The organism is Reyranella sp. CPCC 100927 (genome assembly GCF_007859315.1).
Lineage (GTDB): Bacteria > Pseudomonadota > Alphaproteobacteria > Reyranellales > Reyranellaceae > Vineibacter.
Genome location: NZ_VOHA01000009.1, coordinates 25166 through 51324, shown reverse-complemented (window position 1 = coordinate 51324; position 26159 = coordinate 25166). Strand labels below are relative to the sequence as shown.

The 26159-nt window shown below is 66.0% G+C and carries 20 protein-coding genes; 12 read left to right on the top strand and 8 right to left on the bottom strand.

Translation table 11 applies throughout. The features are described 5' to 3' along the window. Positions 1-40: 40 nt before the first annotated feature. Positions 41-3148 carry a multidrug efflux RND transporter permease subunit gene (locus FQU96_RS23130; protein ID WP_146543717.1) on the bottom strand — a complete coding sequence of 1036 codons (3108 nt, stop codon included), beginning with the start codon at positions 3146-3148 and terminating at the stop codon, positions 41-43. Beyond that, positions 3145-4389: an efflux RND transporter periplasmic adaptor subunit gene (locus FQU96_RS23125; RefSeq protein WP_146543716.1), complete on the bottom strand. Its 1245-nt coding sequence runs from the start codon at positions 4387-4389 to the stop codon at positions 3145-3147. Before FQU96_RS23125 ends, FQU96_RS23130 begins: the two co-directional genes overlap by 4 nt. Positions 4390-4685: 296 nt before the next feature. Between FQU96_RS23125 and FQU96_RS23120 the strand changes: the two genes are divergently transcribed. The 5 genes from FQU96_RS23120 (at position 4686) to FQU96_RS23100 (ending at position 12387) form a co-directional block, all read left to right on the top strand. Next, entirely contained in the window at positions 4686-5915 is a 1230-nt protein-coding gene (locus FQU96_RS23120) for an aminotransferase class V-fold PLP-dependent enzyme (protein WP_146543715.1), read from the top strand. Between the two features lie 307 nt (positions 5916-6222). Continuing rightward, positions 6223-7329, top strand: coding sequence for an efflux RND transporter periplasmic adaptor subunit (locus tag FQU96_RS23115; protein ID WP_255468448.1), 1107 nt, complete (start codon positions 6223-6225; stop codon positions 7327-7329). Positions 7330-7333: 4 nt separating this feature from the next. Further along, a complete protein-coding gene (locus FQU96_RS23110) occupies positions 7334-10540 on the top strand; it encodes an efflux RND transporter permease subunit (RefSeq protein ID WP_146543713.1) in 3207 nt (1068 codons plus the stop codon). Beyond that, positions 10540-10857, top strand: a complete 318-nt coding sequence (locus tag FQU96_RS23105; protein ID WP_146543712.1) for a rhodanese-like domain-containing protein — start codon at positions 10540-10542, stop codon at positions 10855-10857. The genes FQU96_RS23110 and FQU96_RS23105 overlap by 1 nt, the downstream gene beginning before the upstream one ends. Positions 10858-10866: 9 nt before the next feature. Continuing rightward, positions 10867-12387 (top strand): YdiU family protein, encoded by a 1521-nt coding sequence (locus FQU96_RS23100; protein WP_146543711.1) that lies wholly within the window; start codon positions 10867-10869, stop codon positions 12385-12387. Here FQU96_RS23100 and FQU96_RS23095 read toward each other — a convergent pair whose 3' ends face one another. Together FQU96_RS23095 and FQU96_RS23090 are read right to left on the bottom strand one after the other, a co-directional pair. Further along, the gene (locus tag FQU96_RS23095) at positions 12388-13218 is read right to left on the bottom strand and encodes an alpha/beta fold hydrolase (RefSeq protein ID WP_146543710.1); all 831 of its coding nucleotides are present in this window, start codon (positions 13216-13218) and stop codon (positions 12388-12390) included. It lies immediately after the preceding gene. 94 nt (positions 13219-13312) lie between these two features. After that, positions 13313-14161, bottom strand: coding sequence for a class I SAM-dependent methyltransferase (locus FQU96_RS23090; RefSeq protein WP_178130668.1), 849 nt, complete (start codon positions 14159-14161; stop codon positions 13313-13315). Positions 14162-14296: 135 nt separating this feature from the next. Here FQU96_RS23090 and FQU96_RS23085 point away from each other — a divergent pair, with 135 nt between their 5' ends. Then, a complete protein-coding gene (locus tag FQU96_RS23085; RefSeq protein WP_255468445.1) occupies positions 14297-16318 on the top strand; it encodes a transcriptional regulator in 2022 nt (673 codons plus the stop codon). An 11-nt stretch (positions 16319-16329) separates the two neighbouring features. Here FQU96_RS23085 and FQU96_RS23080 read toward each other — a convergent pair whose 3' ends face one another. After that, on the bottom strand, positions 16330-17217 hold the full coding sequence (locus FQU96_RS23080) for an ABC transporter substrate-binding protein (protein WP_146543708.1): 888 nt from the start codon (positions 17215-17217) through the stop codon (positions 16330-16332). 155 nt (positions 17218-17372) lie between these two features. On the opposite strand from FQU96_RS23080, the gene FQU96_RS23075 reads away from it, so the two are divergent. Beyond that, positions 17373-18287 carry a LysR family transcriptional regulator gene (locus FQU96_RS23075; RefSeq protein WP_146543707.1) on the top strand — a complete coding sequence of 305 codons (915 nt, stop codon included), beginning with the start codon at positions 17373-17375 and terminating at the stop codon, positions 18285-18287. A 16-nt stretch (positions 18288-18303) separates the two neighbouring features. Here the strand turns inward: FQU96_RS23075 and gcvA are convergent, their stop codons facing one another. After that, entirely contained in the window at positions 18304-19215 is a 912-nt protein-coding gene (gene gcvA, locus FQU96_RS23070; protein ID WP_146543706.1) for a transcriptional regulator GcvA, read from the bottom strand. Positions 19216-19321: 106 nt separating this feature from the next. Between gcvA and FQU96_RS23065 the strand changes: the two genes are divergently transcribed. The 5 genes from FQU96_RS23065 to FQU96_RS23045 are packed head-to-tail and all read left to right on the top strand — an operon-like array spanning position 19322 to position 24016. After that, the gene (locus tag FQU96_RS23065) at positions 19322-21427 is read left to right on the top strand and encodes a molybdopterin-dependent oxidoreductase (RefSeq protein ID WP_146543705.1); all 2106 of its coding nucleotides are present in this window, start codon (positions 19322-19324) and stop codon (positions 21425-21427) included. An 8-nt stretch (positions 21428-21435) separates the two neighbouring features. Beyond that, the gene (locus tag FQU96_RS23060) at positions 21436-21840 is read left to right on the top strand and encodes a nuclear transport factor 2 family protein (RefSeq protein WP_146543704.1); all 405 of its coding nucleotides are present in this window, start codon (positions 21436-21438) and stop codon (positions 21838-21840) included. After that, positions 21837-22358 carry a hypothetical protein gene (locus FQU96_RS23055; RefSeq protein WP_146543703.1) on the top strand — a complete coding sequence of 174 codons (522 nt, stop codon included), beginning with the start codon at positions 21837-21839 and terminating at the stop codon, positions 22356-22358. Before FQU96_RS23060 ends, FQU96_RS23055 begins: the two co-directional genes overlap by 4 nt. A gap of 11 nt (positions 22359-22369) precedes the next feature. Then, the gene (locus tag FQU96_RS23050; protein WP_146543702.1) at positions 22370-22678 is read left to right on the top strand and encodes a ferredoxin family protein; all 309 of its coding nucleotides are present in this window, start codon (positions 22370-22372) and stop codon (positions 22676-22678) included. Positions 22679-22681: 3 nt separating this feature from the next. Beyond that, the gene (locus FQU96_RS23045; RefSeq protein ID WP_218574832.1) at positions 22682-24016 is read left to right on the top strand and encodes an FAD-dependent oxidoreductase; all 1335 of its coding nucleotides are present in this window, start codon (positions 22682-22684) and stop codon (positions 24014-24016) included. Here the strand turns inward: FQU96_RS23045 and FQU96_RS23040 are convergent. Both FQU96_RS23040 and FQU96_RS23035 read right to left on the bottom strand, forming a co-directional pair. Further along, positions 23997-25004 (bottom strand): C-terminal binding protein, encoded by a 1008-nt coding sequence (locus FQU96_RS23040; protein WP_146543701.1) that lies wholly within the window; start codon positions 25002-25004, stop codon positions 23997-23999. The two genes, FQU96_RS23045 and FQU96_RS23040, sit on opposite strands and share 20 nt — an antisense overlap. A gap of 392 nt (positions 25005-25396) precedes the next feature. Continuing rightward, on the bottom strand, positions 25397-25654 hold the full coding sequence (locus FQU96_RS23035) for a hypothetical protein (protein ID WP_146543700.1): 258 nt from the start codon (positions 25652-25654) through the stop codon (positions 25397-25399). Positions 25655-26159: the final 505 nt, after the last annotated feature.

The following is a 26159-nucleotide window of genomic DNA, read 5'->3' as shown; positions in this document are numbered from 1 at the left end:
CGAGCGGGGGAAGGTAGGTGATGGAGACCGTCCCACGGCCCTACTCCGCGCTCTGGCGCACCGGCGCCACCATCGGCGGGCGGCCGCCCAGGCGGACCCGCAGCGACTCCATCGCCAGGTAGACGACGGGCGTCGTGTAGAGCGTCAGGACCTGACTCAGCAGCAGGCCGCCGACGATGGTGATGCCCAGCGGAAAGCGCAGCTCCGAGCCGGTGCCGTTTTCGAACACCATGGGCAGAGCGCCGAACAGGGCGGCCAGGGTCGTCATCATGATCGGCCGGAAGCGCAGCAGGCAGGCCTGCACGATGGCGTCGTGCGGCGACATCCGTTCCTTGCGCTCGGCTTCCAGTGCGAAGTCGATCATCATGATCGCGTTCTTCTTCACGATGCCCATCAGCAGCACGATGCCGATCAGGGCGATGATCGACAGGTCCTGCCCGCACACGATCAGCGCCAGCAGCGCGCCGACACCGGCCGACGGCAGCGTCGTGAGGATGGTGAACGGATGGATGAAGCTCTCGTACAGGAAGCCCAGCACGATATAGATCGTCACCAGCGCGGCGAGGATCAGCCAGGGCTCGCCGGCCAGCGATTTGGCGAACTCCGCCGCGTCGCCGGAATAGCTGCCGGTCACCGTCTCCGGCAGCCCGACCTCGCGCCCGGCCGCCGTCAGCAGCGCCACCGCCTCACTGAGCGAGGCATCGGGTGCCAGATTGAAGCTGATCGTCACCGAAGGGAACTGCTCCTGGTGGCTGATCACCAGCGGCGCCGTGATGCGCTCAACGCGTGCGAAGGCACCCAGCGGCACCTGGGTTCCGGCCGACGAGGTGACGTACAGGCTGGCCAGCGCCGTGGGATCCTGCTGGAAGCGCGGCATGGCTTCGAGGATCACGCGGTACTGGTTGGCCTGGCCGTAGATGGTCGAGATCTGGCGCTGGCCGAACGCGTCATACAGCGTGTCGCCGATGGCCTGCATCGACACGCCCAGGCGGCCGGCCATCTCGCGGTCGACCTGGACGAACGCGCGCAAGCCGCCGTCCTGCGCCTCCAGCGCGACGTCACGCAGGATCGGTGCCGCGCGCAACCGTTCGGCCAGCCGCTGCGACCACGTGGTGACGTCGCTGCGGTTGGTACCCACCAGCGTATACTGGAACTGCGCCCGGCTCGATCGGGTGCTGATCTGGATGTCCTGAGCCGGCTGGAAATACACCGTGACACCCGGAATCGCGGCGACCACCCGCTGCAGGCGCTCGACGATCTCGCTGGCCACCGCCCGCCGTTCATTGCGCGGCTTCAGGGCGATGGTCAGCGAGCCGGCATTGGGCGCCGGGTTGACCGGGCTCACACCCACCACCGACACGACGCCGGTGACGTCCGGATCCTTGCGGACAACTTCCTCGACCGTCGCCTGCAGACGCTGCATTTCGGTGAACGACACGTGCGAGCCGCCCTCGACCACCGCCGTGATCAGGCCGGTGTCCTGCTGCGGCAGGAAGCCCTTGGGCACCACGAGATAAAGCCAGACGGTCGCCACCAGCGTGGCCAAAGTCACCAGCAGCGTGAGCGCGCTGTGTCGCAACACCCACATCAGGCTGCGATGATAGAAATCGACGACGCGCTCGATCCAGCGCCCGATCGCCCCGGGAGCCTGTTGCGACGCCACGCCATGCCCGGCCGACAACAGGCGGCTGCACATCATTGGCGTCAGGGTGAGCGAGACGATGGCAGAGACCACCACGGCGATGGTCAGTGTCAATGCGAACTCGCGGAACATGCGTCCCACGATGCCGGTCATGAACAGCAACGGAATGAAGACCGCTATCAGCGACACGGTGAGCGAAATCACCGTGAAGCCGATCTCACGCGCACCGCGCAGCGCAGCGTCGAACGGCGATTTGCCATCCTCCCGGTGGCGCACGATGTTCTCGATCATCACGATGGCATCATCGACGACGAAGCCGGTGCCGATCGTCAGCGCCATCAGGGACAGATTGTCGAGACTGAAGCCGCAAAACCACATCACGCCGAACGTCGCGACCAGCGACAGCGGCAGGGTGACGCCGGCGATGATGGTGGCACGCACGGTGCGCAGGAAAATGAAGACCACCAGCACGACCAGCCCGACGCTCAGCATCAGTGTGAACTGCACATCGTGCACCGAGGCGCGGATGGTGTGCGTGCGGTCCTGCACGACGGCGAGCCGGATGCCGGCCGGCATGGCCCGCTCCATGCGCGGCAGCTCGTGCAGGATACCCTGGATGGTGGCGATGACGTTGGCGCCGGGCTGGCGCTGGATGGCGATCACGACAGCCGGCGTGCCCTGATACCAGCCGGCGACCTTGCTGTTCTCCAGGCCATCGATGACGTCGGCAACGTCCGACAGCATCACCGGCGCCCCGTTGCGATAGGCAACGATCACCGAACGGTAGGCCTGCGCCGCCGCGATCTGGTCGTTGGCGGCGATGGTATAGGACTGATGGGCGCCGTCGAGCGCGCCCTTCGGGCCGGCGACATTGGCGCCGGTGATGGCCGCGCGCAGATCCTCCATGCCCAGGCCGTAGCCGGCCAGGCGCGTCAGGTCGGCCTGGATGCGGACCGCCGGCCGCACGCCGCCCTGGATCGACACGTTACCGACACCGGTGATTTCACTCAGGCGCTGCGCCAGCAAGGTGTCGGCCATGTCGCTGAGCTGGCGCAACGGCAGCGTCTCGGACGTCAGCGCCAGGGTGATGATCGGCGCATCGGCCGGGTTCACCTTCTGGTAGGTGGGCGGATACGGCAGGTTGCGGGGCAGTGTCGAGCCGGCGGCATTGATGGCGGCCTGCACATCCTGAGCCGCCGCGTCGATGTCACGCCCGAGGTCGAACTGCAGCGTAATCTGGCTGACGCCGTAGGAACTCGACGACGTCATCATCGTGAGCGAGGAGATCTGCCCGAACTGGCGTTCCAATGGCGCCGTCACCAGGGCTGCCATGGTGTCGGGATTGGCACCCGGCAGCTGGGTCGTCACCTGGATCGTCGGGAAATCGACCTGTGGCAGCGCCGACACCGGCAGCCACCAGTACCCCAGGGCACCGCCCAGCATGATGGCAATGCCCAGCAGCGATGTGGCGATGGGCCGTCGAATGAACGGCGCCGAGACGCTCATGGCTTGGCGCCACCGCTACCGCCGGAGCGCCGGCGTCCGTCGCCACCCTCGGACTGTCCGATGCCGGGTCGGCGCGGTTCGACCGGTCGCGCGGCATCATCGTTGGATTGCGAGACGGATACGCGCGCGCCGGTGGTCAGCCGTGAGAAGCCGCTGGTCACAACCTGCTCGCCGGGCTGCAGGCCGCTCGTGACGACGGCCCGGGCTTCATCCTGCTGCGATACGTTCACCGGCCGTTGCGCGATGGTGCTGTCTTGCTGAATGACGAACGCGAACGTGCCGTTGGGACCCCGCTGCACGGCGGCCGTGGGCACGACCACCACCTGCTTCAGGGTCGAGACCAGGAGGCGGACGGCAACGAACTGGCCCGGCCACAGCTGCAGGTCGGGGTTGGGAAATTCGGCCTTGAGGCGAACCGTGCCGGTCGTCTGGTCGACCTGGTTGTCGACCACCTGCAGGATGCCGCGGTCGATGACCGTGCGGCCGTCGGCACCCAGTGCCTCGACGGTCAAGGCACCTTGGCCGAACGCCTTGTTGACTTGGCCCAGGACCTGCTGCGGCAGGCTGAACAACACCGAGATCGGCTTGATCTGTGTGATCACGACGATACCGGTCGTGTCGGAGGCGCGCACGATGTTGCCTTCGTCGACCTGGCGGATGCCGGTGCGGCCGTCGATGGGCGCCACGATCTTGGTGTAGGCCAGGATGGCGCGGGCGTTGTCGATCGCCCCGTCGTCCGATTTGATCTGCGCTTCCAGCTGCGCCACCTGGGCACGCGCCGCGTCGGCCTGCTGTTGCGAGCCGGCGTTCAGTTTTGCCAGCTGCCCATACCGTTCGACGTCCATCCTGGCATTGGCGAGCTGGGCCTGATGCTGGGCCTTCAGAGCAACCGCCTGGTCGAGCTGGGCCTGGTAGGTGGTCGGGTCGATCTCGGCCAGCACATAGCCGCGCTGGACGTCCTGACCCTCCTTGAAGAGCACCTTGATCAGCTTGCCCTCGACCTGGGGCCGGACGGTGACTGTATTGAGCGCCTTGGTTGTCCCGACGCCGTCCAGGTACACCGGCACGTCGGCGACGCTGGCAGCCGCCGCCAGCACCGGCACCGGCCTGTCACCGCCTGGCCGCCCGGTCGGACGCTGGGATTGCTGTTGCGAACGCGGCATGACCGCGATGGCCACCGCGCCGGCGGCGACCACCAGGACGGTGACCAGGACCAGGGGGCGAACAAGCTTTTTGATCATGAGTGCAAAGCGTTTCGACCGCCCCTCCCCTCGACCGCGTCGAGGCCCGACCTTTGGTTCTTCATAGCCGAGAATCGCCCTGCGGCGGCACTGGGATTTGGACCAGCCAGGATCGGGCGGCTGGGAACTAGGCCTACAAATCGTATGGGTTTCAAGGTGATGTCCCCGATCTCGCCCTCTATGGCACAGTACGGACGGACCGGCCGGTCCATCCCCGCATGCCCTGCGCAGGGGACGCGCAGATGATGACTTTGTCGCGGCATTGGCCGTCACTGGTGTGAAAAGGAAGATCGACCATGCATCGGTTGCCGGAACAGGGTGTGGGCTGGGCGGAACTCGAACAGCAGATGCAGGCCGCCAAGGCGAAGGATGTCGACTGGGTGAACGGTCGCGCCGCCGTCTACATCCACTACGCCGGCGACGACGTCCTGGAGGTGGCGAAAAAGGCCTACCAGATGTTCTTCTCGGAGAACGGCCTGGGCCTGCGCGCCTTCCACAGCCTGGCCAAGTTCGAAAGCGAGGTCGTCGGCATGGGGCTCAGCCTCCTGAACGGCGGCAATGCCGGCCGCGGCGCGATGACCACCGGCGGCACGGAAAGCATCTTCCTGGCGGTGAAGGCCGCGCGCGACTGGGCCCGCCAGGCCAGGCCCGTCACCGGCACGCCGGAGATCCTGCTGGCGCGCACCGCCCACCCCGCTTTCGACAAAGCGGCGCACTTCCTGGGTCTGCACACCGTGCGCGTGCCGGTCGGGGCCGACTTCACCGCTGACGTCGAGGCCATGCGTGGCGCCGTCACGCCGCAGACCGTGATGGTCGTGGGCTCGGCGCCGGCCTATCCGCATGGCGTCGTCGATCCGATTGCAGCGCTCGCCGCGCTGGCGACCGAGAAGAACCTGTGGATGCACGTCGATGCCTGCGTCGGCGGTTACATCGCGCCGTTCGCCAAGAAGCTCGGCGCGCCGATCGCCGACTTCGATTTCGCCGTGTCAGGCGTCACCTCGATCTCGGCCGACCTGCACAAGTACGGCTACACGGCCAAGGGCGCCTCGACCCTGTTCTTCCGCGACGCCGACGCCTTCGGTTTCATGGCCTACGACTTCGACAACTGGCCGCGCGGCCGCTACCTCACCAACACGTTGGTCGGCACCCGCCCCGGCGGTGCGATCGCCGCCGCCTGGGCCGTGATGAACTATCTCGGCGAAGCGGGATATCTGCGCGTCACCGAGCGCATCCTGGCCACCCGGCGCGCCCACGAAGAAGGCTTGCGCAAACTGGGACTCACGATCTGGGGCCGCCCCGAACTGGGCATCCTCGCCTACGGCTCCGAGACCCACGACATCCGGGCGATCGGTGAGCGACTGGCCAGTAAAGGCTGGCTGGTCGGCTACCTGACCGAGCCGATGGGCATTCACCTGATGTTGAACCTGACCCATGAGCCGGTGGTCGATGCCTATCTCGCCGACGTCGCCTGGGCGATAAGGACAGCCGACAAGCCCATTACCACTGCTCATGCAGCCACCTATTGAACGGCGCATGGACGCAACTTACCTGCGTCCGGCACGATCCAAGGAACGACGACATGACCGAGGCCCGCCATGGCCGCCAGATGCCCCACCCCGGTTTGTTGCTTGCCGCAAATGGAGGTGGTATGCCGCGAAGCCTGACGTCGATGCCTGTCGTAACGCCGCTGTCGCATTGCGCCGTGCCCCGATGATCTTTTGGGCAGATAGCGAGGCAACCTTGATGGCGCGACGCGACCCAAGGGTTTCCCCACAGCCACGCCGTACCGCATGGCGATCCACATTCGGCGCGCTAGGCCTGCTGCTGGGAGCGATGCTTCCCGGCAGCGCGGGCGCCCAGGCACCGCAAACGCCGCCGGCCGTCACGGTGGCAGTCCCCCTGCAGCGCGAGGTCGTCGAATACGACGAATTCACCGGCCAATTTGCGGCTGTCGAACAGGTCGAATTGCGCTCGCGGGTCAGCGGCTATCTGCAGTCGCATCATTTTGAGGAAGGACAGATCGTGAAGAAGGGCGACCTGCTCTTCGTCATCGATCCACGCCCCTTCGAAGCGACCCTGGCCTCGACGCGTGCCCAACTCGCCCAGGCCGAAGCGCGTGTCGACCTGGCGACCCGGCAGCTGGCGCGTGCCGCGGAACTGCGCGGGCGCGATTTCGTCGCCGCCAGCACCTACGACGAACGCCAGCAGGAGCAGCGCGTGGCCACCGCGGCGGTCGAGATCGCCAAGGCAGCCGTACGCACCGCCGAGCTGGACCTCGAATTCAGCCGCATCCTGGCGCCGGTCAGCGGCCGCATCGGCCGCCGCGAGGTCAGCGACGGCAATCTGGTCAGCGGCGGCTCGGGCAGCGGCAACACGCTGCTCACCACCATCGTGTCGATCGATCCGATCTATTTCGTGTTCGACATGAGCGAAGGCGACTTCATCGCCTATCAGCGCGCGGTGCAGTCCGGCAAACTGCAATCGACCCGCGATTCCATCCCCGTCTTCGCCCGCCTGCGCGATGAGCCCGACTGGCCACGCGAAGGCAAGTTGAACTTCATCGACAACCAGGTGAACCGCAGCGCCGGCACCATCCGTGCCCGCGCCGTCTTTCCGAATGCCGATGGCTTCCTGACACCGGGACAGTTCGGCCGCATTCGCCTGCCGGGCTCCGAGCCCTACAAGGCGCTCCTGATTCCCGACAGCGCCATCCTGACCGACCAGTCCCAGAAGATCGTCATGACGGTGAACGCCGAAGGCGTGGTGTCGCCGAAGATGGTGCGCCAGGGTCCGATCTACGACGGCCTGCGCATCATCCGCTCCGGCCTCACGCCCGAGGATCGCGTGATCATCAACGGCCTGATAAGGGCACGCCCCGGCGCCAAGGTCACGACGCAGCCGGGCGAAATCAAAGGTGCCGGCGAACGTCGGCCGGGATGACGTCATGCGGTTCACGCACTTTTTCATCGACCATCCGATCTTCGCTACCGTTCTCTCCGTCCTCATCACCATCATCGGTGGTGCGGCGTATTTCACGCTGCCGGTCGCGCAGTTCCCCGATATCGCCCCGCCGACGATCGAGGTGCGCACCTCCTACCCCGGCGCCTCCGCCCAGGTGATCAGCGACACGGTGGCAACACCGATCGAGCAGGAGATCAACGGCGTCGAGAACATGCTCTATGTCTCGAGCCAGGCGACCGGCGATGGCCAGCTCGTGATCCAGATCACTTTCACGCTGGGCACCAACCTCGACACCGCGCAGGTGCTGGTGCAGAACCGCGTCGCCATCGCCGAGCCGCGCCTGCCCGAGGAGGTGCGCCGCATCGGCGTGACGGTGCGCAAGAGCTCGCCCGACCTGATGATGGTGATCCATCTCAGCTCGCCCGATGCCAGCCGCGATCTGCTCTACATCTCGAACTACGCCACCCTGCAGATCAAGGACGTGCTAGCCCGCCTCGACGGCGTCGGCGACGTGCGCGTGTTCAGCGCCCGCGACTACGCCATGCGGATCTGGCTCGACCCCGATCGCATCGCCGCGCGCGGCCTGACGGCGAGCGAAGTGGTAGCGGCGTTGCGGGCCCAGAACGTGCAGGTCTCGGCCGGCGTGCTGAACCAGCCGCCCATACCGCGGCCTTCGGCGTTCCAATTCAACATCGAGGCGCTGGGCCGTCTGCAGGATCCGCGGCAGTTCGAGAACATCATCGTGCGCAACGATCCCGATGGCCGCGTGACCCGTGTGCGCGACATCGGGCGGGTTGAGCTGGGCGCCCAGGACTACACGACCAACGGCTACCTGGAGCAGCGCGAGGCTCTGCCGCTCCTGGTCTTCCAGCGCCCCGGCTCCAACGCGCTCGAGACCGCCGGCCGCCTGAAGGCGACGATGGAGCGGCTCGCGAAGTCGTTCCCGCCCGGCCTCCATTACGACATCAAGTACAACCCGACCGAGTTCATCCAGCAATCGGTCGACGCCGTGGTGCACACCATCTTCGAGGCCGTGGTGCTGGTCGTGCTGGTGGTGATCCTGTTCCTGCAGACCTGGCGCGCCTCGCTGATCCCGATCATCGCCATCCCGATCTCGCTGATCGGCACCTTCGCGGTGATGGCGGCGATGGGCTTCTCGCTCAACAACCTGTCACTGTTCGGCCTGGTGCTGGCGATCGGCATCGTGGTCGACGACGCCATCGTCGTGGTCGAGAACGTCGAGCGCAACCTGCGCAACGGCATGAGCCCGCGCGACGCGGCGCACGAAACCATGGACGAGGTCGGGGGCGCGCTGATCGCCATCGCCATCGTGCTGTCGGCGGTGTTCATCCCGGCCGCCTTCATCCCCGGCATCTCCGGCCAGTTCTTCCGCCAGTTCGCCGTTACCATCGCGGCCGCCACTCTGATCTCGTGCTTTGTTTCGTTGACCCTGAGCCCGGCGCTGTGCGCCATCCTGTTCAAGCCGCACCAGGCCCATGCGACGCCGTCACCCCTGACGCGGCCGTTCATCGCCTTCTTCGACTGGTTCAACCGCGGCTTCGATCGCCTCGCATCATTCTACGGCCGCACGACGGCGCGGCTGGTCCGGCTCACCGCGGTTGTGCTCGCCGTCTATGTCGGTCTGCTGGGTCTGACGGGTTGGCAGTTCGGGCGGGCACCGACCGGGTTCATCCCGCAACAGGACCAGGGCTACCTGATCACTGTGTTCCAGCTGCCGCCGGGCGCGTCGCTGGGCCGCACCGACGAGGTGGTGCGCCGCGCCGCCAAGGAGATCATGCAGATCCCCGGGGTGGAGTCGCTGGCCGCCTTCGCCGGCTTCGACGGTGCCACCTTCACCAACGCCTCCAATGCCGGCGCGATCTTCGTGGTGGAGAAGAGCTTCGAGGAACGAGCCAAGACCGGCATCACCCAAGATCAGATCATGGCCGAGTTGCAGCGGCGGCTGGGCGCCTTCCAGGAGGCGTTCATCATCGTCATCAAACCGCCGTCGGTGCGCGGCATCGGCAACGCCGGCGGTTTCAAGATGATGGTCCAGGATCAGCGCGGCCGCGGACCGGAGGCGCTGGCCGCGGCGGTGCAGGCCCTCAGCCAGGCGGCTGCGCAGTCGGGCGACGTGGCGGGGCTGTTCTCGCTCTTCAACACGCGGACACCCAAGATCTACGCAGATATCGACCGAGTCCAATCCGAGATCCTGGGCGTACCGGCCAGCCGTGTATTCGAGACCCTGGAGATCTATGTCGGCTCATCTTTCGTCAACGAGTTCAATCTGTTGGGCCGCACCTATCGCGTTACGGCCCAGGCCGATGGCCAGTTCCGCCAGGATCTGCACGCCATCGCCAACCTCAAGACGCGCAACGACGCCGGTGAGATGGTGCCGATCGGCGCCGTCGCCACGTTCCGCGATTTGACCGGTGCCTACCGGGTGCCGCGCTACAATCTTTATCCCGCCGCCGAGTTGCAGGGCACTGCGGCGCCTGGCCGCTCGACCGGCCAGTCACTGGCAACCATGGAGCGCCTGGCCGCCAGTGAACTGCCCGACGGTTTCAGCTTCGAGTGGACCGAACTCGCCCTGCAGGAAAAGCTCGCGGGCAATTCCGGCCTGCTGGTTTTCGTGGCCGCCGCGGTCTTCGTCTTTCTGCTGCTGGCAGCGCAGTACGAAAGCTGGTCCTTGCCGCTGGCGGTGATCCTGATCGTACCAATGTGCCTGTTGGCGGCCGTTAGCGGCATTCTCCTGCGCGGCATGGACGTCAACATCCTGGTTCAGGTCGGCTTTGTCGTGCTGGTGGGCCTGGCGGCTAAGAACGCCATTCTCATCGTCGAGTTCGCACGCCAGGCTGAAGCCGAGGGACAGGACCGCTTCACGGCCGCCGTCGAGGCCGCCCGCACCCGGTTGCGGCCGATCCTGATGACGTCCTTCGCCTTCATCCTCGGCGTCGTGCCGCTGGCGATCGCCACGGGTGCCGGCGCCGAGATGCGTCAGTCGCTAGGCACCGCGGTGTTCTTCGGCATGCTGGGCGTGACGTTCTTTGGCCTCGTCTTCACTCCGGTCTTCTACGTCGTGGTGCGCGGCCTGTTCGCCAAACGGCCGCCGAAGGCTGCAGCATCCGACGATGCACCGCCGCCACCACCTGACGCGGACGCACCCCAACCTCAGCCGAGCGGCCCGTGATGTCGGAGATCGATGTCGCCACCCTGGCACGACTGCGCCATGACGGCACGCCGCACGTCGTCCTCGACGTGCGCGAGCCGCCGGAAGTGGCGATCTGCGTCATCACGGGGAGCCTGTGCATCCCCATGCAGCAGATCCCGGGACAGCTGGAGACACTGCCACAGGACCAGCCGCTGGTCGTCCTCTGCCACCATGGTGTGCGCAGCGCCACTGTGACGGCATTCCTGCAGCGCAACGGCTTCGACAACGCCGTGAACCTCGCCGGCGGCATCGACGCGTGGGCCCGGCTGGTTGATTCCGACATGCCGCGGTACTAGGTCTTTCCTATGGTTGACGCCCCTGCCCTTGCGCCCACGAATCCGGCTGGATCATCGCCCGTCGCGCTGTTCCCGTTCGACAACAGCTATGCGCGCCTGCCGGACCGGTTCTTCGCACGGCTGGCGCCGACGCCGGTCCCCCAACCGCAGCTCGTCAAACTGAACCGCGTGCTGGCCCAGGCGCTGAGCCTTGACCCGGAGGCGCTCGCGGCACCATCGGGTGTCGAGATCCTCGCGGGCAACCGGCTGCCGCTGGGTGCCGACCCGCTGGCCATGGCCTATGCCGGGCATCAGTTCGGCAACTGGGTGCCGCAGCTCGGTGATGGCCGCGCATTGCTGCTGGGCGAAGTGATCGATCGTCAGGGCGTACGCTATGACATCCAGCTCAAGGGTGCCGGACGCACCCCCTTCTCTCGCTCGGGCGACGGCCGTGCCGTGCTGGGCCCGGTGCTGCGCGAGTACATCATCAGCGAGGCGATGGCTGCCCTCGGGGTCGCGACCACCCGCTCGCTGGCGGCCGTGACCACGGGCGAGCAGATCTTCCGCCAGGGATTGCTGCCGGGCGCCGTGCTCACGCGCGTGGCCCGCAGTCACGTCCGGATCGGCACGTTCCAGTTCTTCGCCAGCCGCGGCGACGTGGACGGCGTTCGCCTGCTGGCCGACTATGTGATCGACAGGCTCTATCCGCAGGCAGCGCAACCGTATCGCGCCCTGCTCGATGCCGTGATCGAGCGCACGGCGGCACTCGTCGCCAGCTGGCAGTTGATCGGCTTCATCCATGGCGTGATGAACACCGACAACATGTCGATCGCGGGTGAAACCATCGACTACGGCCCCTGTGCCTTCATGGACACCTACCACCCGGGGACCGTCTACAGCTCGATCGACGCCGGTGGCCGCTATGCCTATGGCAACCAGCCACGCATTGCGCACTGGAACCTCGTGCGCCTGGCGCAAGCGCTGCTGCCGCTGCTGGGCGACAGCGAGGACGCCGCTGTCGCCACGGCGCAGGCGGCGATCGACACGTACCCGGCCCGGTTCGAGTCGGCCTGGCTGGCCGGCTTGCGGCGCAAGCTTGGCCTGGCGCAGGCGCACGATGGCGACATGGCGCTGGCCCAGGAGCTCCTGACCGTGATGGCCGCACAGTCGACTGACTTCACGCTGACGTTCCGGCGCCTGGGCGATTGTGTCGATGATGACCCGACCGCCATGGCAGCCGTGCGCAGCTTGTTCGCCGATCCGGCGGCGTTCGATGCGTGGGCAGTGCAATGGCGACAGCGGCTGGCCAGGGAAGGCCGCGCGGCCGCCGCCATCCAGGCCGACATGCGCGCCGCCAATCCGGCTTTCATCCCACGCAACCATCGGGTCGAGGCGGTGATCGCCGCGGCGCAGACCAACCAGGATTTTAAGCCGCTGGAAGAACTGCTCACGGTTCTCGCGCAGCCGTACGACGACCAGCCACGCTTGGCGCACTACGCACAGCCGCCAGAGCCGCACGAGGTGGTGCAGCAGACGTTCTGCGGCACCTGATCACGCATCGACCATCGGACGGTGCGCCGGTTCCATGCGCGCCACGTGCTGCGCGATGACACCGGCCACGTCAGGGGCATGCGTGGACGTCATGAAGTGCGCCGCCCCCGCGATCGGAATACCCGACGCATTGGGTATATATCGACTCAACAACGCGTTGGCGCGCTGCACGGACGGGTGGCTGATAGCGCCCCACAAGACCAGGGCGGGCGCATCGACCTTTGCCAGAGCTGCCGGTGTCAGTTCGAAACCATAGGCGCTGGCCCAGTCCAGGATGTTGACCGCCGTCGTTTCGATGGCGTAGCGGCGAACCCGTGGCGGCCAGGCGGCAAAGGTGCCGGCGCCGCCGTAGAAATCGATCATGGTCTCGATCGCCGCGCTGTCGCCGGCGCCGAACGCCTCGAAATAGGCATCGGTCATCGTGCGAAACGCACGATAGTCCTCGTGCTGTCCCGCATGCCGCAACAGTTCGGCAGCCGGCGCCTCGACGATCACCAGGCTCCGTAGCGCCACCCGCTTGCGCAGCGCGACGGCGAGCGCAACCAGGCCGCCGAACGAATGACCGACGAGATGCACCGGGCGCGCTGCCTGTCGGATGACCGTTTCAACGATCTCGGCTTCGCGGGCGATATCGCTGTCCTGGGGCGTTCGGCGCTCGGTCGTGCCACCGTAGCCAAGCAGGCTGGTTGTCACGCAGCGAAAGCCGCCCTGCCACTGCGCGACGATGGGTCGCCACGCCGCACCGGTGCTGCAGGAGCCGGGCACCAGGACGATCGTCGGTCCCTCGCCACCTTCGTCGTAGTCGATACGACCCCGTTCATCGTCGATCATGATGCGTCCCTGTACGGGGGGAAGATCGCCGCGGCATGCCCGCGGCGATACTCCCATTTGGCAATAGTCGGGTACTGACGGCCGTGCGACAGCGTCACCGACGCGTGACGACGACCTCGAGGTATTCACCCGGGACCACCATGGTTGCGTCTCCGGAGCGGTTGAACTGCCCAACCAGCGACAGGAGATCCTGTTGAAGTGCTGCCTGTGCCGGCGGCTGCAGGGCCGCAAACGTCTTCAGGACCGGTCCGTAGTAGTTCCTGAATACGTCCAGCCACTGCTCCGGCGAGCGATACCGGAACACGAAATGCCGGCGCTCCGCCTTGATCGATGCCGCCTGCGGCTCGAACATCTCGGCAAGCCGTGCGGGCGTTCCCCACAACGCCGGCGACTTGGCGCCGGGTGGCGGCGGCAGGTGCTTGCCGATCGTCTTGAACAGCTGGCCGATGAAGCCCTCCGGCGTCCAGTTGGCCATGCCGATCTTGCCGCCGGGCTTGCAGACGCGGACCAGCTCGGCGGCAGCGCGGTCATGATCGGCCGTGAACATGACCCCGAAGGTCGAGACGACGGCATCGAAGCTGCCCGTCGGGAACGGCAACGCCTCGGCATCAGCCTCGCGGAACTGGATGTTGAGCCGTTCGGCCTGGGCCCGTTCGCGGGCGCGGTCGAGCAGCGCCGGCACGTAGTCGGTGGCGATCACATCGCACCCCCGGCGTGCCGCGGCGAGCGAGACATTGCCGTTGCCGGCCGCCACGTCGAGCACTGTCTGCCCGGCACGGACATCAAGGGCCTCGCACAAAGCCTCGCCGACGATCTGCAGGGTCGTGCCGACGATCGCGTAGTCGCCGGACGACCATGCCCCCTGCTGGCGGGCCTTGAGCGCCTCCAGATCGATCGAGCCGGCTGGATGGCTTGGCACTGTTGCGGCGGCGGATGACACCATGATCGCACTCCGTCCGGGCAAGGGTTCCTGCTATGCTGTCGCCTTGCCCGTGCAAACGACAGCCGGCATGGCAGCCGTGCCATGACCTTGCTCCCAGCATGGCGGGCCCCCATGGAAGCGAGCGTGGGAGGCAGCATGGAAGTCCCCGTGGATTCGCATCCGTCCGACCACATCGACGGCGGCGCGTCCTTGCAGGTCCGTCTCCTGGGCCCCCTGACCGTCAGCCGTGACGGCGCCCCGCTGGCACTGCCGGCATCGCGCAAGGTGCGTGCCTTGCTCGCCTATTTGTTACTCGCTCCCCACGCGGTCACACGCAGCCAGCTCTGCGACCTCCTGTGGGACGCCCCCAACGATCCGCGCGGCGAACTGCGCTGGTGCCTCAGCAAACTGAGGGGGCTCATCGACACGCCGGGCCGATGCAGGGTGACCACCCATGCCGACACCGTGAGGCTCGACCTCGCGGGCTGCTCAATCGATGCGATCGGCGTGAACAAAGCCGTCCAGGCCGGCCTTGAGACGCTGGCGCCGCAGCGGTTGCGGGCGCTGTCCGCACAGCTGGCCCAGGACTTCCTTGAAGGGCTGGAGATCGACCGCAGCCCGGCTTTCACCGGCTGGCTCGTGGCACAGCGCCATCGGTTTCGCAGTTGCCACGCCGCGGTCCTGGAATGTTTGGTCGGGTGTGTTCCCGATGACGAAGCCTTCGAGCACCTCGAAGCGTGGCGACAACGCGCGCCCTTCGATCGCCGCGTGCACGAGGCCCTTTTGAACACCCTGGCGCGATGCCGACGCTTGCGCGAGGGCGACGAGCACGTGGCCGCGACCGTCCGCCTGTTTGAATCGGAAGGTCTCGATCCCGCGCCCGTTCGCCGGGCGTGGCGTGCTGCCAGAGCACAGAACGACGCGCCGCGGGTTGCCTCCGTGCACGCGACCACGGCGGCTCATGACCAAGAAGACGTCGAGCAGTCTACCCGGCGTCAGGCATCGATCGCCGTTTTGCCTTTCGTGGACCGCGACGTGGCAACGGCGGTACCCGGCGGCCCCGGCGATGGCCTGGCCCATGATGTGATCACGCGACTGGCCAAGCTGCGAAGCCTGTTCGTGATCGCGCAGGGCACCGTCTTTGCGTTGCGGGACCGCAGCGTCGCGTCGCAGGACGTCGGCCGGCTGTTGACCGTCGACTATGTCGCGAGCGGCTGGCTACGGCACGACGGCAGACGAGTCATCATCGCCGTCGAACTTGCCGAAACCCGTACGGCACGCATCGTCTGGGCGGAGGTCTTTGACCACGCGGCCGACGACTCGCTCCGGGTCTTCGACGAAATCGGCAACCGGATCGTGGCCTCCATCGCTCATGAAATCGAGACCCTGGAGCGCAACCGCGCCATCCTGCGGCCGCCCAACTCGCTCAATGCCTGGGAAGCGCATCACCGCGGCCTGTGGCACATGTACCGTTTCAACAAGGCCGACAACGACAGCGCCCAGCACTTCTTCGAGACCGCGGTGCGGCTGGACCCCACGTTCGCGCGGGCGTACGCGGCGCTCTCCTTTACGCACTTCCAGAACGCGTTCCAGGGCTGGACGGACCGGGCCCCGGAAATCGACCGGGCGATGGCCATGGCGGGGCAGAGTCTCCTGGTCGACGATCGCGATCCGACGGCCCACTGGGCGATGGGACGCGCTCTATGGCTGCAAGGTCGCCATGATCACGCCGTCGCCGAGCTGGAAAGCGCGCTCGAGCTGAGCCCGAATTTCGCGATGGGCCACTACACGCTGGCTTTCGTTCAGGCGCAGGCCGGTGATCCGCAGTCGGCCATCCGCTCCGCCGACCATTCGCGGTATCTGAGCCCGTTCGACCCTCTGCTGTTCGGCATGCTCGGCGCCCGCGCGATGGCGCTGGTGCGCCTGGGCCAGTTCGAGGACGCCGCCGGCTGGGGCGTCAAGGCCGCGGCACGGCCCAACGCCCATGCGCATATCCTGGCGATTGCCGCTTACTGCCTGGCGCTGGCCGACCGTATCGAGGAAGCGCGTGCCTACGCGGTCGCCATCCGCAAGATGGCGCCCGCCTACCATGTGAGCGACTTCCTCACCGCGATGCGGTTTGCACCGGACGACGCGGCCCTGTTCCGCGCCGGCGCCCGGCGCATCGGCATGGGATGACTCCGCGACGATCAGGTCAGCCGGACGACGGCTTCGTCGTAGCGATCCGAGCCCATGTGCAGTCTGCCGCCATCGAAGATCTGGCGCTCGGCAATCCAGTCGCGTGACTGGGCGAACGCTTCCTCGGTGTAAGGCTCGAATACGATCCGCTCGCCGGCCCCCCAGCGGCGCGTGTCCATGATGGCGTGATAGCGGTCGGGGAACTCGTTCTTGTAATAGCGCGTGTAGCGTTCGGGCCGCAGATCGATGTCGCGTTGCGCGCGCTTGAGGGCACGAAGGAACCGCTTGAGGTCTTCTTCATCCGGATTGCCGGTGATCATCGACGCGATCATGAAGGTGGTGTCGATGACCTTGCGATAGCCAAGCTGCTCGGCGAGATAGTACGGGCCGCTGAACAGCGTCGAGGCCTGCGATTTGCCGTCAAGCAGGTTGTCCAGCCGCTTGAACAGCATGCCTTCCGTGAACGACAGGTTGATTTTGTCGGGCGCCAGATACTGTTCCAGTGCCTGGATGGTCGCGTAGTGGCTGCCGGACTGGTAGCCGACGGAAACCGGCACGCCGGCAAGATCCTCCGGACGGCGGATAGCCGAGTCGGCTGGCACGAAGATGCCGGCTGGAGCGACGGAATAGACGTCACCCCACAGCTTGCCGTGACCGTTCGACGCCGCGACGTTCACGGTCCAATGGCAGGCACAGTTCACATCGGATGTACGGCCCTTCTCGAATTCCTGGTAGGCACCCGACTTCTGGCCGGCCTGGTCGTGCAGCTTGCCGTCGGTCGAGCGGATCGTTTCCTGGAAGACGTAGTCGAGGCCTTCGTCGCTGAAGTACCCCTTCTCCTGGGCGACCCATTCCTGGAGCCGGAAGTGCGGCTGGATGACGAATTTCTGATTCTTCACGAGGATCTCCTTCCTATCAGGACGATCGATCACCTGACATCGTGAGCAATGGGACTCTGGGCGCGGTGAGCGCTCGACGCCATCGGCTTGCCGGAATAGACTCAATTCCAGTATGGAATATATATGGTGGGCAACCGGACCCTCGACATGACGTCATGAATGACGACGACATCGGGCTTCGACACCTGCGCATTCTCGCCTTGCTGCTCGAGGTGCGCAGCCTGACCCGTGCTGCGATCATCCTCGGCACCACCCAGTCGTCGATCAGCAAGACCCTGGGCAAGCTGCGAGCCCACTTCAGCGACCCGCTTCTGGTGCGCGTCGGCCTGGCCATGCAGCCGACTCCCAAGGCGATCGCACTTGTCCAGCCGTTGCAGGCGCTGCTGGCCACATCAGACACCATGCGATCCACGGCGCGGGCCTTCGATCCGGCGTCAGCACGCCGTGAGTTCTCGCTGCTGGTGACGGAGGTCGGGATGGTGCGATTTGTGCCGCCTCTGATCAGCCACCTTGAACGGACAGGTCACGGATTGCGGCTCAGGGCCGTCCCGCTCGACTCGCGGGAGTTCGGTGCCCGTCTCGAAGCGGGCGAGGCGGATGTCGCCATTGGCGTGTTTCCCGCCGCGGCGCCGACCATCCGGCGCCAGCGCCTTTACATCGACAAGTATGTGAGCGTCGTTCGCGGGGGCCATCCGCGCCGGGAAAAGCTCGTGCGGGCCGATGCGTTTCTCCGTGAGCGTCACGTCATGGTGACGTCGTCTCATACCGGGCACGCAGCCCATCGCATGATCGAGCAGGCCTTTGCCGACGCACTCGACGCCGATCGCGTGCTGGTGCGCATGCCGAGCTTCATCACCGCCGCTTTCGTGGCCAGCCGAACCGACGCTGTCGCCAGCATGCCGGCGCGGCTGGCGGATTACCTGATGAAGGACCTCGATCTCGCGGTTTTCCGCACGCCCATCGACCTGCCACGCCTCGACATCAGCCAGTTCTGGCATGAACGCTTCCACCACGATCGCGGCCACCGTTGGTTCCGCGCCGCCATCCACGACCTGTTCGGCGCTTCGTAACGCGATCCGGGATACGTCATTGTTCCTTTTGCGCGCGGATCTGGAAGGTCTTCGCCTCCGACAGCAGCCAATCGCGTACGAGCGCGATCTTTCGGATGTTCGCATTCCTTTCCGGGCAGACGACATAGTAGGCGAAGCTGCTCGTGAGTTTCAGCTTCAGCGGCCGCACGAGTTGCCCCGAGGCGACATCGGCGGCGATCAGCGACGATCGTCCAAGCGCCACGCCATGGCCCTCGGCTGCGGCAGCGAGCATCATGACGTCGTCGCTGAAGCGCAGGCCGCGGGTCGCATCGATTCCCTCGACCTTGTTGGCACGCAGCCACAATTCCCAATCGCGGCAGTCCTGATCATGCAGCAGGGTGTGCTGTCGCAGGTCTGATGGCGCGCGAAGCGGCGCCGTCTTCAACAGCGACGGACTGCACACCGGCACCATGTCCTCGATGAACAGCTTCCAGCTCTTCAGACCCGGATAGATGCCGAGCCCATGCCGGATGGCGATGTCGACATCATCCCGGGTGAAGTCGACCAGCTCGCGTGACGTCGATATGCGAACATCGAGATCGGGATGAAGGTTGCGCAGCCGGCCGAGCCGCGGGATCAGCCACTTCGTCGCCAGTCCCGGCAGCAGATTGACCGTGACCGACTGGGCGCGCCGGCTTCTTTCGTCGCGCAAACCCGTCGTGACTTCGGAGATGCGTTCGAAGGCACGTCGTATCACCGCGAGATAGGCCTGTCCCTGCGGCGTCAGCATCGTCGACGGCGTTCGCACGAACAGCGCGACACCGAGTTCCTGCTCCAGGCGTTTGATCTGCTGACTGATCGCGCCCGCCGTGACGTGGAGTTCCTCGGCGGCATGCTTGAAACTGAGATTCCGCGCCGCCGCCTCAAAGGCGCGCAGCGCGCTCAGCGCAGGGAGATCGTAAGCCATAGGGAGTTTAGTTCAGCTAAACTTGTCACTGTCAATTTGTCGTTTGTCGGGTTCTGCCCGTTTGTATCTATTCACGGCGCCAGCCACAAGGACCCGGTGCCCGGCAATGACCCGCTCAGAACGTCCGACACACGACCGCTCCATCGCCCGCGGAACCTGCCCCCTCGACTGCCCCGACACGTGCAGTTGGGAAATTATCGTTGAAAACGGCGTTGCGGTGGGCATCCGAGGTACCGCCGACCACCCTTTCACGCGCGGCAATCTGTGCGCCAAGGTCGACCGTTACATCGAGCACATGCATGCGCCGGACCGGCTCCTCCACCCCCTCAAGCGGGTCGGACCGAAGGGAAGCGGAGCGTTCGAGCGCATTAGTTGGGATGAAGCCATTGCGACGTTCGCCGATCGCCTGGCCACGATCAAGGAGGATCATGGCGGCGAGGCGATCTGGCCGTACGCCGGTTGCGGTTCCATGGGTTTCCTGCAGGGCATCGTCGGCGTCGGCGGTCGCCTGTGGAATGCGCTGGGGGCGTCCCACCACGAACCGACGATCTGCCACCACGCCGGAAGCCACGGTACAGCCTACACTATGGGATCGCGCCACGGCCTCGATCCCGAAGCGTTCGCACACGCCCGGCTCATCGTGATCTGGGGTGCCAATCCGCTGACGACGCACAATCACGTCTGGCGCTTCATTTCGCAGGCACGCGAGGCCGGCGCCCACCTCGTCGTCATCGACCCCGTTCGATCGCGTACCGCAGCGCGGGCCGACGAGCATATCTCGATCGTGCCCGGCACCGATGCCGCCCTGGCGCTCGGCCTCCTCAACGTCGTCGTCACGATGGGGGCGGAGGACCAGGCGTTCATCGCCGAGAACACCATCGGATGGTCCGCCTATCGCGAGCGCATCCTCGCCTTCCCGCCGGAGCGCGTCGCCCAGGTCACGGGCATTCCGGCGGCGCAGATCCGCAGCCTCGGCGAGCGCCTCGCCCGGACACGGCCGACCGCCATCCTCACGCGGATGGGCATCCAGCGTCACGCCGGCGGCGGCATGGCGTTGCGGACGATCATGACGATCCCTGGCGTTACGGGCGACTGGCGGCATCTGGGTGGTGGCGCGGTCTACTCGACGGGCGCGTATTTCGGCGGAAACATCAAGGCGTTCCTCAGGCCTGACCTGCGGGCGAAACCGGCCCGCACGCTGATCATGACCCGCCTGGGCGAAGGCCTGCTCGATCTCGATGATCCACCGGTGAAAGCGCTGGTGGTGCTGGGTGCCAATCCGGCGGCCAGCAACCCCGACCAGGGCCGTGTGCGCAAGGGTCTGGCGCGCGACGATCTGTTCACGGTCGTCATCGATCACTTCAAGACCGACACGGCCGACTTCGCCGATCTCGTGCTGCCGACGACCATGCAGCCGGAGCACACCGATCTGCACAACGCCTACGGCCATCTCTATCTCCACCTGAACGAGCCTGCGGTACGCCCGCAGGGTGAGTGCCTGCCGAGCACGGAAATCTTCCGGCGCCTGGCTGCGGCGCTGGGGTTGACCGATCCTGCCTTGTTCGCGACCGACGAGGAGCTGGTCCGCAGCATCCTCGACTCCGGTCATCCCTCCGTCGAGGGCATCACGCTCGAACGCCTGCGCGAGCAGGGCTGGCTGCGGCTCAACTATCCCCGCCCGGCGAAGGCCTATCCGTTCGGCTTTCCGACGCCATCCGGGAAGATCGAGTTTCTCTCCGAGCGCGCCGCCGCCGACGGCCTCGATCCCCTGCCGGCCTACACGCCGCCGCGCGAGGTCACCTCGGAAAGCACCGCCGCACGCTTCCCGTTGGTCCTGATCAGCCCGGCGTCGCACTTCTTCCTGAACAGCATGTTCGCCAACAAGCCGGACCTGCTGCGCAAGGCCGGACCGATCAAGGTTTCGCTCCACGCCGACGATGCGGCCGCACGCGGGATCGCCAACGGCAGTCCGGTGCGGGTTTTCAACGACCGTGGTGCCTTCGTCGCCCAGGCCGAGATCACCGACACGGTCCGTCGGGGTGTTGCCGTCACGCCGAAGGGATACTGGCCCAAGCTCGTGTCCGGCGGCACCAACGTCAACGCCACGGTGGAAGAGCGCGATTCAGATATGGGGCACGGCGCCGTGTTCCATGACAACCGCGTCGACGTCCTGCCGATCAACCCTTTGCCCAGCCCTGTTGCAGCGGAGTGACAACCACGATGGATGCCAAGTCTCTCACACACACCGACGTCGTCGCCGATCTCAAGCGCTACGAGATCCTCTTCGGCAATCGCGATGTCGACGCGATCGTCCGCGGCTTCGCCGAGGATGCCGACGTCTTCTACGCCGGCGTCGGGCGCGTCCACGGCAAGGCGGCACTGAAAGCGCTGCTCGAGCGTCGCTTTGCCAATCTGCGTGACTACCGCCTGTCGAAGAAACTCGAGGTGCTCGGGCCCGACCGGTTCGCCTCCTCCTGGACCGCCGCGTGGCGCGACGCCACCACCGGCGCCGAGATGGAGGGTTTCGGCATCGAGATCCTGGAAGTGCGCGACGGGCTCTTCACGGCATGGCGCGCAAGCTTCTCGGCCTGGCCCAAAACGGCATCAACGGAGGTAACCCCATGAACGCGCTCGCTTCCCCATCCCTCGCCGCCGAGCGGCCGGCCGCACCGGCGCTTCCCGAGTACCGGCAGCGCCTGTTTTCTCCCGTGGGGCTCTGGCGCAGCGATCAATGGCGCATCAAGGCCTACGGTATCACCCACGATCTCGCCAGGCCGGAGACCGACGTGCTGGACACGGGCGTTGCGGAAGCGGCGCAGCGTCATGTGCTGGTCCGGCTGGCCGAGGCAGAGACGGAGGGCAACCACTACAGCTGCGGCTTTGCGATCATTCACCAGGGACTTCAGGCCAACTGGCTGGTGTTCAACTGGTGGGCCTATGGCGTCATCTGCTGCGAGGCATTGGCGCGCGCGCCCGTCGACGACCCGACGAAATTCGAGATCTATGACGGCAAGGCGATGGCCTGCATCTGGGAGATGGTCGTGATCGAGCACGAGAAACGAGCCTGGATCGACCTCGTCCTGAAGCGCGGCGGGGACTTCGACTCCTATCTCGGTACCTGGCTGCAGCCGGGCCGCTACTAGGCGGCCGCGGGATGCCTGTCGTCGTTACCGACAACTGCCGCCGGTGCCGCTTCACCGAGTGTGTCGCGGTATGCCCCGTCGCCTGCTTCCATGTCGACGACGACATGGTGTTCGTCGACGCCGCCGCCTGCATCGATTGCCGGGCATGCCTTTCGGCATGCCCGGTCCTGGCGATCTACGACGAGGACGACCTGCCTGATGACAAGCGGCATTGGATTGCGATCAACGAGGACAAGGCGAAGACACTGCCGGTCATTCGCTTCAAGATCGACCCGCTGCCGGACGCTGAGATCCGGCGTCGAGACCTGGGACTCGCGTAAGGAATGAGTCTCAGGATCGCCGTCGTCGGCAGCGGGCCCAGCGGATTCTACGCTGCCGAGGCCCTGTTGGAGCGTGATCCGACAGCCGTTGTCGATCTGTTCGACAGGATGCCGGCGCCCTATGGCCTGGTGAGATCGGGCGTCGCGCCCGATCACCAGAAGACCAAGCGTGTCCAACTCGTCTTCGAGGGCATTGCCCGGTCAGATCGCGTGAGCTTCCTGGGCAATGTCGCGATCGGCGTCGACGTCACGGTCGAGGAGCTGTCGCGCCACTACCATGGCATCGTGCTGGCCACCGGGGCCGCGCAGCCACGGCCGCTCGGCATCCCGGGCGAGACACTGCACGGCGTTTACAGCGCCTTCGATTTCGTGGCCTGGTACAACGGCAACCCGGACCAGCGCGATCTCGCCTTCGACTTCTCCGGCGAGAACGCGGCTATCATCGGCCATGGCAACGTCGCCCTCGATGTCTGCCGGATCCTGGCCTCCCCTGCCGATCGTCTCCGCGGCACCGATATTGCCCACCACGCTCTCGAGGCGATCAAGGATTCGCGTCTGCGGCAGATTTCCCTGATCGGTCGCCGTGGTCCAGCCCAGGCGAAGTTCTCTCTGCCCGAGTTGAAGGCGTTGGGTGATCTCGAAGGCTGGGCGATCGAGGTCAAGGAGCTTGAGGCCATCGCTGGCGAATCACAGGCCTTATCAGAAAATCAGCGCCGAATCGTCGAAAGCCTGCATAAGCTGCAGGCCAAGGCTTCGCCGGCCAACGGACGACGAATCGTCATCCGCTTCCTTGAAGCGCCTGTCGCTCTGATCGGCACCGACCGCCTGGAGGCGGTGCACTTGCGCCGACCACACCTCGTCGGAGAGCCTTACCTGGAACCGTGCGATCTCCTGCTGTACAGTGCGGGCTTTGGTGGTGTCGCCGTGCCGGGGGTTCCGTTCTGCCGCGCGACCGGGGTCATTCCCCATCGAGACGGACGCGTGATCGCGGAAGATGGCGCGACAGTTCCCGGCCGCTATGTGGTCGGATGGATCAAACGCGGGGCAAGCGGCACCATCGGAACGAATCGCGGCGACAGCAATGCCACGATCGACGCCGTGCTGGCGGATCGCCCGGCGCTGATGCGACGCGACCTCCTGCCGAGCGGGGCGCTCATGCGCCTTCTAAGCGCCCGCACGCAGGTCGTCGGGTTCGACGACTGGCTCCACATCGATGCTGCCGAAAGGACTCAGGGTACACGGCACGGCAAGCCGCGCGAAAAGTTCACGCGAGTCCGAGAGATGCTCGACTGCGCCCTGTCCCGCCACGCGCCTGGTGTCAGAACATCTCCGGCGTGATGACGTTCTGCGGCCGTGGCCCGACCAGCGCCGCGCGCATGGTTTCAGCCGCCTTGCGCCTGGTGTCCTCCCAGGCCTCGGGCGTGAAGAAGGCAGAGTGCGGGGTGATGATCAGACGCCCCTCGCACCATGCTTCGCGCGCACGGTAGGCACGCAGGAGCTCGGGAATAGGTTCGACCGGCGGCTCCACGGGAAGGACGTCGAGCCCGACGCCGGCGAGATGCCCGCGCTTCAGGAGGTCGGCGAGCGCCTCGACGTCGACGATCGGCCCGCGTGCGGTATTCACCACGATACTGCCCTTCGGCATGCGCTCCAGCATGGCGCGCGAGATCATGCCGCGTGTTTCCGGTGTCAGCGGCGCGTGGATCGACAGCGTGTCGGTCTGCTCCATCAGCGCCTCGAGCGATCGCACGCGCTCGACGCCGACGCCGAGCTCGGTGCCGTTCGGCATGTACGGGTCATAGGCGATGACGCGGAACTGGAAAGCCTTCGCTCGCAACGCCGCCGCTGTGCCGATGCGGCCCAGACCGACGATACCGAAGGTCTGCACGCCGTTGCGGCGAAGCAGCGGATCGCGCACGTAGCTCCACGGCGCGGGCTGCGGCCGGCGCTGCGCTTCGAGATGCAGCGCGATGCCGCGGCGAAGCGACAGAGCCAGTGCGAGCGCATGGTCGGCCACCTCGGTGGTGCCGTAGTCCGGCACGTTGCACACCATCACCTGGCGCGCGGCGGCCGCCTTACGATCGATCTTGTCGTAGCCGACACCCATGCGCACGACGCAGGCGAGCTTGGGGAACTTGGCGAAATGTTCGGCGGTGACGGCATGGCGCATCACCATCAAACCGTCGATGTCGGCGCAATCGCGCGCCTCGAGCTGCGACAGGTTGGCAACGTTGTGCCACACCACGCGCACGTCGGCGCCAAACACCTCGCGCTCGACCTTGTCGTTGTCGTACAGCTTCTCCGCGTAGAGCACCGTCTTGACCATGGCTTGAGCATCTCCCCTGTGACGCGGCCTGGCGCGCTGAACGTCCGGCGGGATTCGCTGCCTCTGGCCAACGCCAAGAGAAACAGGTCGGTCGTCGCGCGCGTCGCCCAACGGGGCCGCAGCTCAACTGTAGCAGGGGGCGCAAGATCTGCCGGCACAAAAAGCCGTTCCATTTCAGGAACGGCTTTTGATTGGTTGCGAGAACACGCAATCACGTGGCCCGAACCGTCGCCATACGGCGATCTCAACTTACTACAGCAGTTGCATTTTTCAGGACGATGGTGGTGTTACGAGGGTGTCGCACCGGTATGGTCATATCCGATCGCGATGTTTGCTGGTGCGTTCGCTGGCCGGATGCCAGCAGACCTTGAGTCTTGGCTACGGTGTGCTTGTCAGGCCGGCTGGACGCTCGTGCTGTCGCGGATCCCGGACAGCCCACTACACCATGCTTTGGCCTCCACCAGATCTTCTCTCAGGCCGACGTATCGCCCGTCGCAGTAGCAACCATACTTGCCTGCAAGGGGAGAAGCGCTCGGATATGCGATGATCCGGTAGGTTTCGCCACTTACCACCGCCGTGTGTGCATCATACGCGACAGTCCAGGCGATGGGGGCCTGAGCGATATTGCTGCTATCGATTGATGCCAGCATGTTCGCATCGTCGCTGCCATGTCGCACGGTTTCTGCGGAGCATGCCGTGCAAACAAAGGTCTGCAACTCCCACGGCATCCCTCTCCTGGGATGGGTATGCCGGCCAGTGAACATCGTTTTGGCGCCGCACCGCCCGCAGGCGGGGCGGATTGGAGTAATACCGAGTGGAAGTCGCATGTGTTTTCCCGTCCGTGCTGAGGGTGAGAGCGCATGGCCTTTCCGCCACGACCTGTTTCCATCGTTGATGAGGGTATCCCGCTGCCGCGGGAACCCGGCCGAAGCGCACGGCGGGCGGCAACCAATCACAATGTCAAGACAAGCGTCCCGTCAGATCAATTGCAGGCACGTTCGCCAGTGTGGGTCCCCCGGTTACCAGCGGTCCCGGCTACAACAATCGCCGCTCGAAGCGCCGGGAGAGGAATCTAACGACAGGCTGGCTGGCCAGGTACAGCCGGGACGGCGATTGCACCAACATACATGGGGACTGAACTACACATTGCGAGGC